Here is a 7,840-nt window from a genome sequence, read left to right as displayed (position 1 = left end):
CGTTGGGTCTGGGCGCCCACACGGGGGTGCTGGCCTACCCCCCCCCCGCCCCCCCCCGTCCGCCGGTCGGGGGCGGGCGCCTTCCGTGCGCGCCGGCCCCTTCCGTCGTTCCGGGGGTGCGTGCCGGCGGTCAGACCACCTGGTGCAGCCAGCGCACCGGCGCGCCCTCACCGGCGTACCGGAACGGCTCCAGCTCGTCGTCCCAGGGCTTGCCGAGCAGCCGGGAGATCTCGGCCTCCAGGTCGGCCCCCTCGCTGCGGGCGCGCAGCAGGACGGCGCGCAGCCGGTCCTCGGGGATCAGGATGTCCCCGTGGATGCCCGTGACGGCGTGGAAGATGCCGAGCGAGGGCGTGCTGCTGTAGCGCTCGCCCTCCGCCGTGGCGCAGGGCTCGCTGGTGACCTCGTACCGCATCAGCTGCCAGCCGCGCAGCGCGGAGGCGAGCTTCGAGGCCGTTCCGGGCTCACCCTGCCAGGAGAGCTCGGCGCGCCAGTGTCCGGGTGCGACCGGCTGGCGGATCCAGTCCAGGCTCACCCGCACACCGAGCACTCCCGCGACGGCCCACTCGACGTGCGGGCACAGCGCGCGGGGCGCGGAGTGGATGTAGAGAACTCCACGTGTCGTCACCGGGACCTCCAGGCTGTGGACGAGGGTCGCCTTCCCCAGCTGCCTCGTGCCTGCAGTTGATCCACAGTTACCCACGTTTGCCGACATTAAGCCACTAAATTGAGCAAAACGGACAGGCTTTCGCTCAATGCTAGTCGAATCCTCAACGAGGTCTACCCCTCGGCCGGATCTCTCCCCCGAACGGCCCCATCGCCAGGCGGGACCACCGTACCGCGCCGCCCTGCACGATGGATGACGTGCTTTCGGATCCGGCCGGAATACGGTAGTGCGACGACCCTCCCTGCGCCGTGCATGCAAACCGCCCCGCGCGCCCGGGGCGGGCGGCGGGGCGGTCGGATTCCCTGATGACGGGTCAGGCGCCCAGGCGGACGACCATCTTGCCGGTGTTGGCGCCGCGCAGCAGGTCGATGAAGGCCTCCACCGCGTTCTCGAAGCCGTCCACCACGGTTTCGTCGGAACAGAGTTCACCGGCCGCGAGCCAGCCCGCGACCTCGCCGACGAACTGCGGCTGGAGCGCGGCGTGGTCGCCGACCAGCATGCCCTCCAGGCGCAGCCGCTTGCCGATCGCGAGCGCGAGGTTGCGCGGGGCGGCGGGCGCGGTGGTGTCGTTGTACTGGGCGATGGCGCCGCAGAGCACCGCGCGGCCGTGCACGCCGAGCGCGCCGATCGCGGCCTCCAGGTGGTCGCCACCGACGTTGTCGAAGTAGAGGTCGATGCCCTCCGGGGCGACCTTGGCGAGCTGCTCGGAGACCGGGCCGTCCTTGTAGTTGAAGGCGGCGTCGAAGCCGTACTCGTCCACCAGCTTGGCGACCTTCTCCGCGGAGCCGGCCGAGCCGACCACCAGGGAGGCGCCCTTTAGCCGGGCGATCTGGCCGACCAGCGAGCCGACCGCGCCGGCCGCGCCGGAGACGAAGACCTTGTCCCCCTCCTTGAGGGCGCCCACGGCGAGCAGGCCCGCGTAGGCGGTCAGGCCGGGCATGCCGAGCACGCCGAGGTAGGCGGAGAGCGGGGCGGCGGCGGCGTCGACCTTGACGGCGCGCTTGGCGTCGACGGTCGCGTACTCGCGCCAGCCGAGGCCGTGCAGCACGGCGTCGCCGGGGGCGAAGCCCTCGGCCTCCGAGGCGACGACGTAGCCGACGGCGCCGCCGTCCATGGCCTCGCCCAGCCGGAACGGCGGCAGGTAGGACTTCACGTCGTTCATCCGGCCGCGCATGTACGGGTCGACCGAGAGGAAGGCGTTGCGGACCAGGATCTCGCCCGGGCCGGGGGTGCGGACCGGGGCCTCGACGAGGGCGAAGTCGGCCGGGACCGGCCAGCCCTGCGGACGCGCGGCGAGGTGCCACTCACGGGCGGTGGTCGGCGCTGCCTGCTCTGCCATCGGATTGTTCCTTTGTTCCTGGGAGTGATCGGCGGTGTCTCACACATGAAATGTTGAGTGAATGAAGTAACGATGGACATGAAAGGTTCAGGTTGTCAACTTTTCAGGTAGACTGTGCCCCATGGAGACGCAGCCGACCGCGGCCGCCACGCCGCAGCAGCCCGACGAGATCACCCGCGAGGTCGTCGACCTCATGGCCAACCTGGTCGCGCTCTTCCACCGCGAGTACGAGGACGCCGCGGCCGCCCGGTCGCTCACCGGGGCCCAGGCCAAGGTGCTCGCCCTCCTGCGCCGGGGGCCGATGCCGATGCGGCAGATCGCCCAGACGCTCAGCTGTGAGCCGTCGAATATCACCGGCATCGTCGACCGCCTGGAGTCCCGCGGCTTCGTGACCAGAGAGGCCGACCGGCAGGACCGCCGGGTCAAGCTGGTCGCCGCCACCGACAGCGGCGCCGCCGCCTCCGAGGAGTTGCGCGAGTCGCTGAACTTCGCCCGCGAGCCGCTGGCCGCGCTCGGCCAGGACGAGCGGACGGTCCTGCGCGACCTGCTCCGACGGATGCTCACGGGCGCCTCCGGGCCCGGAGCGTGACCAGCATCACAGGCGCGGGCGCCGAACCCGGACCTTCACCGAGGTAACCGAACGCCTTCCCGAAACGTCTAATGTTCGAACACCGAACAGCAACAGACGAAGACGGGGGGACCGCGACGATGAGCAGCAGCTCGCCCAGGCGGCGTTTCCTGCGGACCGCCATCGGCCTGGCCGCCGTCCTGGTGCTGTCCGTCGTGGGGGCCGGGGCCTGGTTCTACCACCGGCTCGACCACAACATCACCACGTTCGACGCGGGCGGCGTCGCCACCGAGCGCCCGCCCGCGCCCGCCCCGGCGACGCCGGGCGCCCAGGTGCCGGTCAACGTCCTGCTGCTCGGCTCGGACACCCGGGACGACGGCAACGACGCGCTCGGCGGCGGCGACGAGGGCGTCGGCAACTCGGACACCGCGATCCTGGTGCACATATACGCGGACCACAAGCACGCCGTCGGCGTCTCGATACCCCGGGACACCCTGGTCACGATCCCGTCCTGCAAGCTGCAGGACGGCACCTGGACCAGGCCGCGCAACGACCAGATGTTCAACTCGGCCTTCAGCCTGGGCCAGTTCGCGCACGGCAACCCGGCCTGCACGCAGAACACCGTCGAGAGCCTCACCGGCCTGCGGATCGACCACACCGTCGTGGTCGACTTCAAGGGCGCGGCCGCGATGACCGAGGCCATCGGCGGCGTGGACGCCTGCGTGCCCAACGACGTCGACCAGTACGGCATCCACCTCAAGAAGGGCCTGCAGAAGCTCTCCGGGCAGTCCGCGGTGGACTACCTGAGGACGCGGCACGGCATCGGCGACGGCTCGGACATAGGCCGGATGAAGCGCCAGCAGGCCTTCCTCTCCTCGATGATCAAGAAGGTCCAGGCCCAGGGCTTCTCGCTGCCCACCCTGCTGCCGCTGGCCGACGCGGCCACCAAGTCGCTCACCGTGGACGAGGGCCTCGGCACCGCGATGAAGCTCGTGGACTTCGCCCGGTCCGTCCAGGACATCAAGCTCTCCGACGTCACCTTCGTCACCGCGCCCTGGCGCTTCGCCGGGGAGCGCGTCCGGCTGGTGCAGCCCGACGCGGACACCCTGTGGAAGCTGCTCAAGGAGGACCGCACCCTCGACGGTCAGGGCACCGCGGGCACGGGCGCGGCCACCGCGTCCGCGAGCGCCGGCGCGACGGCGTCCGCCTCCGCCGGGCCGCTCGCGCCCGAGCAGGCCGCGGCGCCGGTCGTCGTGGTCAACGGGGTCGGCACCTCGGGCCTGGCCGGCTCCGGCGCGGCGGCGCTCAAGGCGCGCGGCTTCACGAACGTCACGCTCGGCGCCAACGACCCCGGGCGGCAGACCACCCAGGTCTCCTACGACCCGGCGCTGAAGGCCGCCGCCGACCAGGTGGCCGCCCTCTTCCCGGGGGCCAAGGCCGTCGAGGAACCCGGCAGCGGGGCGGTCACCGTCACCCTCGGCCGCGACTACCAGCCGGCCGGCACCCAGATCAACGACCTGGGCGCGAGCCCGAGTCCGACCGCGACGGTGCCTGGCGGGATCCCGACGGGCATAGCGGAGAACGAGCGCAACGCCGACACCGACCCCTGCACGAACCTCACGTTCGGGTAGGACGCCGGGCAGGGCTCAGACCGGGTCCGGCAGGCCCGTGACGACGGCCGTCAGACGGGTGCCGCGGGGGAACTCCCCCTCGGCGGCCAGGTCGTGGAGGGCGGCCAGGAGCTTCGCGACGTACCGGCGCTCCAGCGCGACGCCGTGTCGGCGCTCGAACCGCTCGGCGAAGGCGGCGAGTTCGGGCCGGACCTTGCCGTAGCCGCCGCCGTGGTGGGCGTGGTCGATCCGCCAGTTGCCGAACTCCCGCCCGTACGCGGCCCGGTGGAGCCGCGCGACCTCGTCCTCCAGGTAACCCGCGCCGCCGCGCAGCACCGCCACGCCGAGCGCCCGGGCACCGGACGGCAGGCCCGCCGCGATCCCGGCCAGCGTGCCGCCGGTGCCGACCGGACAGCAGACGACGTCACGGGCGCCGAGGTCGGTCAGCTCGGCCGGGATCGCCGCCGCGCCGATCGCGGCGAGCGCGTTGGAACCGCCCTCGGGGAGCACCAGGCACGGGCCCCACCGCCGTTGCAGCGCCGCCCGGCCCTCCGCATCGGCGGAGCCACTGCGGCCGGTCGCCTCGCGGTACTCCGTGCGGGACAGGAAGGCGAGCTCCATCCCGGCCGCCTCGGCCGCCCGCAGCGACCAGTTGCGCGGCCGGCCGGCCAGCTCGTCGCCGCGGACGAGTCCGACGCTCTCCAGCCCCAGCGCCGCGGCGGCCACCGCGACCGCGCGCAGGTGCGTGGAGTACGCGCCGCCGAAGGTGAGCAGCCGGGTGTGGCCCTGCTCGACCGCCGCCGCCAGGTTGGGCCCGAGCTTGCGCCACTTGTTGCCGGGGACGGCCGGGTGCAGGAGGTCGTCCCGCTTGAGCCGGAGCTCGACCCCGGCCCGGGCGAGCGCCTCGTCGGTGCAGTCCACCAGCGGGGTCGGCAGCAGAGCGGGTTCGAGCACCGTCCCAGGTTACCGAGGCGGCGTCGGCGTCAGCAGGCCCAGGTTGTAGCCGGCGGCGACGGCGGACGCGCGGTCCTTGACGTCGAGCTTCGTGTAGATGTGGATGAGGTGGGTCTTCACCGTCGCCTCGCTGATGAACAGCCGGGCCGCGGCCTCCCGGTTGGTCGCGCCGGAGGCGACCAGCTCCAGCACCTCCACCTCGCGCGGACTGAGCGCCTCCCGGACCGGCTCGCGGACCTGGCCGAGCAGTTTGGCGGCGACCGTCGGCGCGATCACCGAGGCGCCGCGGGCGGCCTCCCGGACGGCGTGGAAGAGCTCCTCGCGGGCCGCGTCCTTGAGCAGGTAGCCGGTGGCGCCGGCCCGGACGGCGGGCAGCACGTCCGCGTCGGTGTCGTACGTCGTGAGCACCAGCACCCGGCTGGTCAGGCCGCGCTCGGCCATCGTGCGGATCGTCGTGACGCCGTCCATCCGCGGCATCCGCAGGTCCATCAGCACGACGTCCGGGAGCAGCGCGGCGATCAGCGGCAGCGCCTCCGCGCCGTCGCCGGCCTCGCCGACCACCTCGAAGCCGGGGGCGGCGGTGAACATGCCGCGCAGCCCGTCCCTGACCACCGGGTGGTCGTCGACCAGCAGCAGCCTGATCGGTGCCTCGTTCACGAAGGTCCCCCTCATTCCTCGATGCCGATCGCCGGCAGGGTCGCGGTCACCGTGGTGCCGGCGCCCGGTTCGGTCTCCAGGTCGAGCCGGCCCGCGAGGCGCTCGGCGCGGCGGCGCATCACGGCGAGACCGTAGCCGCCGCCGGTGGCCCGGGAGGCCGGTTCGGCGGCCGGGTCGAAGCCGACGCCGTCGTCCCGGACGTCCAGGGTGACGAGGCCGGGCATGTAGGAGAGCGTCAGTCCGACCCGGCCCGCCCGCGCGTACTTGGCGGCGTTGGCGAGCGACTCCTGGGCGATCCGCAGCAGCGTCACCTCGACCTCGGGGTGCAGCGGGCGGGCCTCGCCGGTGACGGTCAGCCCGGCGGTCGTGCCGTTGCGCTCCTGCCACTGCTCGGCGAGCTCGGCCAGCGCCTCCGGCAGGGCGGCGCGCTCCAGTTCCAGCGGGCGCAGCGCGTGGACGGCCCGGCGGGCCTGGGTGAGGCTCTCGCGGGCGAGGCCGGCCGCGTTGTCGAGGTGGCGGCGCCACTGCTCGACCGGGGTGTCCTGCTCGCGGGCCAGGTCGGCGGCCTGGAGCTGGGTGACGATGCCGGCCAGGCCCTGGGCGACGGTGTCGTGCAGTTCGCGGGCGAGCCGGCGGCGCTCGTCGGCGGCCCCGGCCTCGCGGGCCTGGACCAGGAGCTGGGCGTGCAGTCCGGCGTTCTCGGCGAGCATCTCGGTCAGCAGCCGGTTGGCCTCGGCGAGTTCGGCGTTGGCGGCCTTGCGGCGCAGGCTCAGCCGGTCGGTGACCTCGCTGAGCGCGAGGATCACGCCGACGACCACCAGGTTGAAGGCCATGACCGCGAGGAGCCCGCCGACCTGGGCGGCGCCGGCGGGCAGCACCCCGCCGGTCTGGGAGAGCGCGCTCGGCACGGTGGTGGCCGCCGCGCCGGCGATCCGGGCCCGGCCGCGCAGGTACCGGGCGGCGTGCAGGTAGCCGGTGAAGGCGAAGAACCCGAAGTACGGGTTGTCCAGCACCAGGACGGTGATCAGCACCAGCAGGACGGCGAAGTGGGCACCGGCCCAGCGGGCGCGCCCGTCCGGGAGCGGCCGGCGGTCGAGGGCGGAGCGCAGCACCAGCCACAGGAACGCGGCGGCCGCCGCCGGGAGGGTGGCGGCGGCGGAGCGCGCGGTCGGGACCGGGACCAGGAGGGCCAGCGCGAGGGCGATCAGCAGGGCGACGTAGCACAGCGGGCCGATCAGCCGGTCCAGGCGGTGCTGCCAGTCGCCGAGGGTGTTCTCGTCCGCGGCCGGCTCCTTGATCATTCCCACCGGAACAGCTTGGCAGCGGCGGCGCCCGCGAGCACCGCGTACGCGGCGAGTGTGAGCAGGCCCACGGCGTGCGGGAAGTTTCCGTTCCAGGAGTCCTGGAGGGCCTGGACGGCGGCGCCGCTCGGGGTGAAGTCGCCGATCCGGTCGAGCAGCGCGGGCGACATGTCGCGGGGCAGCCAGATCCCGGAGAAGAACATCATCGGGAAGAAGGCGAGGGCGCCGACCGCGTTGCCGGCCTTGGCCGAGGGGACGAACGAGGCGATCAGCAGGCCGACCGACATCATCGCGGCGGCGGCGAGCACGAAGGCCAGCAGGAAGCCCAGCGGCTGGCGCGGCAGCGGCACCCCGAGGGCCAGCCCGCCGAGGACGACCAGCAGCACCGAGACGGTCGCGATGCCGACGTACATCGGCACGAGCGCGCCGAACAGCAGCCCCGGGCGGACCGGGCTGGCCGACATCCGGCGCAGCACGCCGCGCTCGCGGTAGGCGGAGAGCAGCGACGGCAGGCCGTTGAGGCCGAGCAGCAGCAGGGTGAAGACGGCCAGGATCGGCGCGTACAGCTGGATGGTGCTCATGCCGTGCAGGTCGGGCGAGGTGCGGCGCAGGGCCGGGATGCAGCCGAGGACGACCAGCAGCAGGACCGGGAAGGCCAGGCTGAAGAACGCGGTCAGCGGGTCGCGGAGGAACAGGCGGGCCTCGACGGTGGCCAGGCGGCGGACGGCGTGGACGGTGTGGTTCATG

Annotated in this window: 8 protein-coding genes; 2 read left to right on the top strand and 6 right to left on the bottom strand. The window is 73.4% G+C overall.

Features of this window, described 5'->3' with window-relative positions; translation table 11 throughout:
* Positions 1-130 precede the first annotated feature (130 nt).
* Complete coding sequence (locus ACFV4G_RS30545; RefSeq protein ID WP_359969683.1) at positions 131-625, bottom strand: DUF3145 domain-containing protein; 495 nt, start codon at positions 623-625, stop codon at positions 131-133.
* A gap of 352 nt (positions 626-977) precedes the next feature.
* The gene (locus ACFV4G_RS30540) at positions 978-2,003 is read right to left on the bottom strand and encodes an NADP-dependent oxidoreductase (protein ID WP_380445350.1); all 1,026 of its coding nucleotides are present in this window, start codon (positions 2,001-2,003) and stop codon (positions 978-980) included.
* Between the two features lie 121 nt (positions 2,004-2,124).
* Here ACFV4G_RS30540 and ACFV4G_RS30535 point away from each other — a divergent pair, with 121 nt between their 5' ends.
* On the top strand, positions 2,125-2,592 hold the full coding sequence (locus tag ACFV4G_RS30535) for a MarR family transcriptional regulator (RefSeq protein ID WP_329931053.1): 468 nt from the start codon (positions 2,125-2,127) through the stop codon (positions 2,590-2,592).
* Between the two features lie 119 nt (positions 2,593-2,711).
* Complete coding sequence (locus tag ACFV4G_RS30530; protein WP_380445349.1) at positions 2,712-4,202, top strand: LCP family protein; 1,491 nt, start codon at positions 2,712-2,714, stop codon at positions 4,200-4,202.
* A gap of 15 nt (positions 4,203-4,217) precedes the next feature.
* Here ACFV4G_RS30530 and ACFV4G_RS30525 read toward each other — a convergent pair whose 3' ends face one another.
* From ACFV4G_RS30525 to ACFV4G_RS30510, 4 genes are read right to left on the bottom strand one after another with little or no spacing between them, the layout of a single operon-like run.
* Positions 4,218-5,135 (bottom strand): 1-aminocyclopropane-1-carboxylate deaminase/D-cysteine desulfhydrase, encoded by a 918-nt coding sequence (locus ACFV4G_RS30525; RefSeq protein WP_380445348.1) that lies wholly within the window; start codon positions 5,133-5,135, stop codon positions 4,218-4,220.
* 9 nt (positions 5,136-5,144) lie between these two features.
* Positions 5,145-5,792, bottom strand: a complete 648-nt coding sequence (locus tag ACFV4G_RS30520) for a response regulator (protein WP_380445347.1) — start codon at positions 5,790-5,792, stop codon at positions 5,145-5,147.
* Between the two features lie 11 nt (positions 5,793-5,803).
* A complete protein-coding gene (locus tag ACFV4G_RS30515) occupies positions 5,804-7,093 on the bottom strand; it encodes a sensor histidine kinase (protein ID WP_380445352.1) in 1,290 nt (429 codons plus the stop codon).
* Positions 7,090-7,839 carry an ABC transporter permease gene (locus tag ACFV4G_RS30510; protein ID WP_380445346.1) on the bottom strand — a complete coding sequence of 250 codons (750 nt, stop codon included), beginning with the start codon at positions 7,837-7,839 and terminating at the stop codon, positions 7,090-7,092. The genes ACFV4G_RS30515 and ACFV4G_RS30510 overlap by 4 nt, the downstream gene beginning before the upstream one ends.
* Position 7,840 lies beyond the last annotated feature (1 nt).

The organism is Kitasatospora sp. NPDC059747 (assembly GCF_042732955.1).
Lineage (GTDB): Bacteria > Actinomycetota > Actinomycetes > Streptomycetales > Streptomycetaceae > Kitasatospora.
Note: the sequence above shows the minus strand (reverse complement) of the source record. Positions and strands in the feature narration are given on the sequence as shown.

Bases quoted from the DNA above. Each gene is read 5' to 3' on its own strand.
- ACFV4G_RS30540 (WP_380445350.1), bottom strand. From the start codon at position 2,003: ATGGCAGAGCAGGCAGCGCCGACCACCGCCCGTGAGTGGCACCTCGCC.
- ACFV4G_RS30530 (WP_380445349.1), top strand. From the start codon at position 2,712: ATGAGCAGCAGCTCGCCCAGGCGGCGTTTCCTGCGGACCGCCATCGGC.
- ACFV4G_RS30510 (WP_380445346.1), bottom strand. From the start codon at position 7,839: ATGAACCACACCGTCCACGCCGTCCGCCGCCTGGCCACCGTCGAGGCC.
- ACFV4G_RS30515 (WP_380445352.1), bottom strand. From the start codon at position 7,093: ATGATCAAGGAGCCGGCCGCGGACGAGAACACCCTCGGCGACTGGCAG.
- ACFV4G_RS30535 (WP_329931053.1), top strand. From the start codon at position 2,125: ATGGAGACGCAGCCGACCGCGGCCGCCACGCCGCAGCAGCCCGACGAG.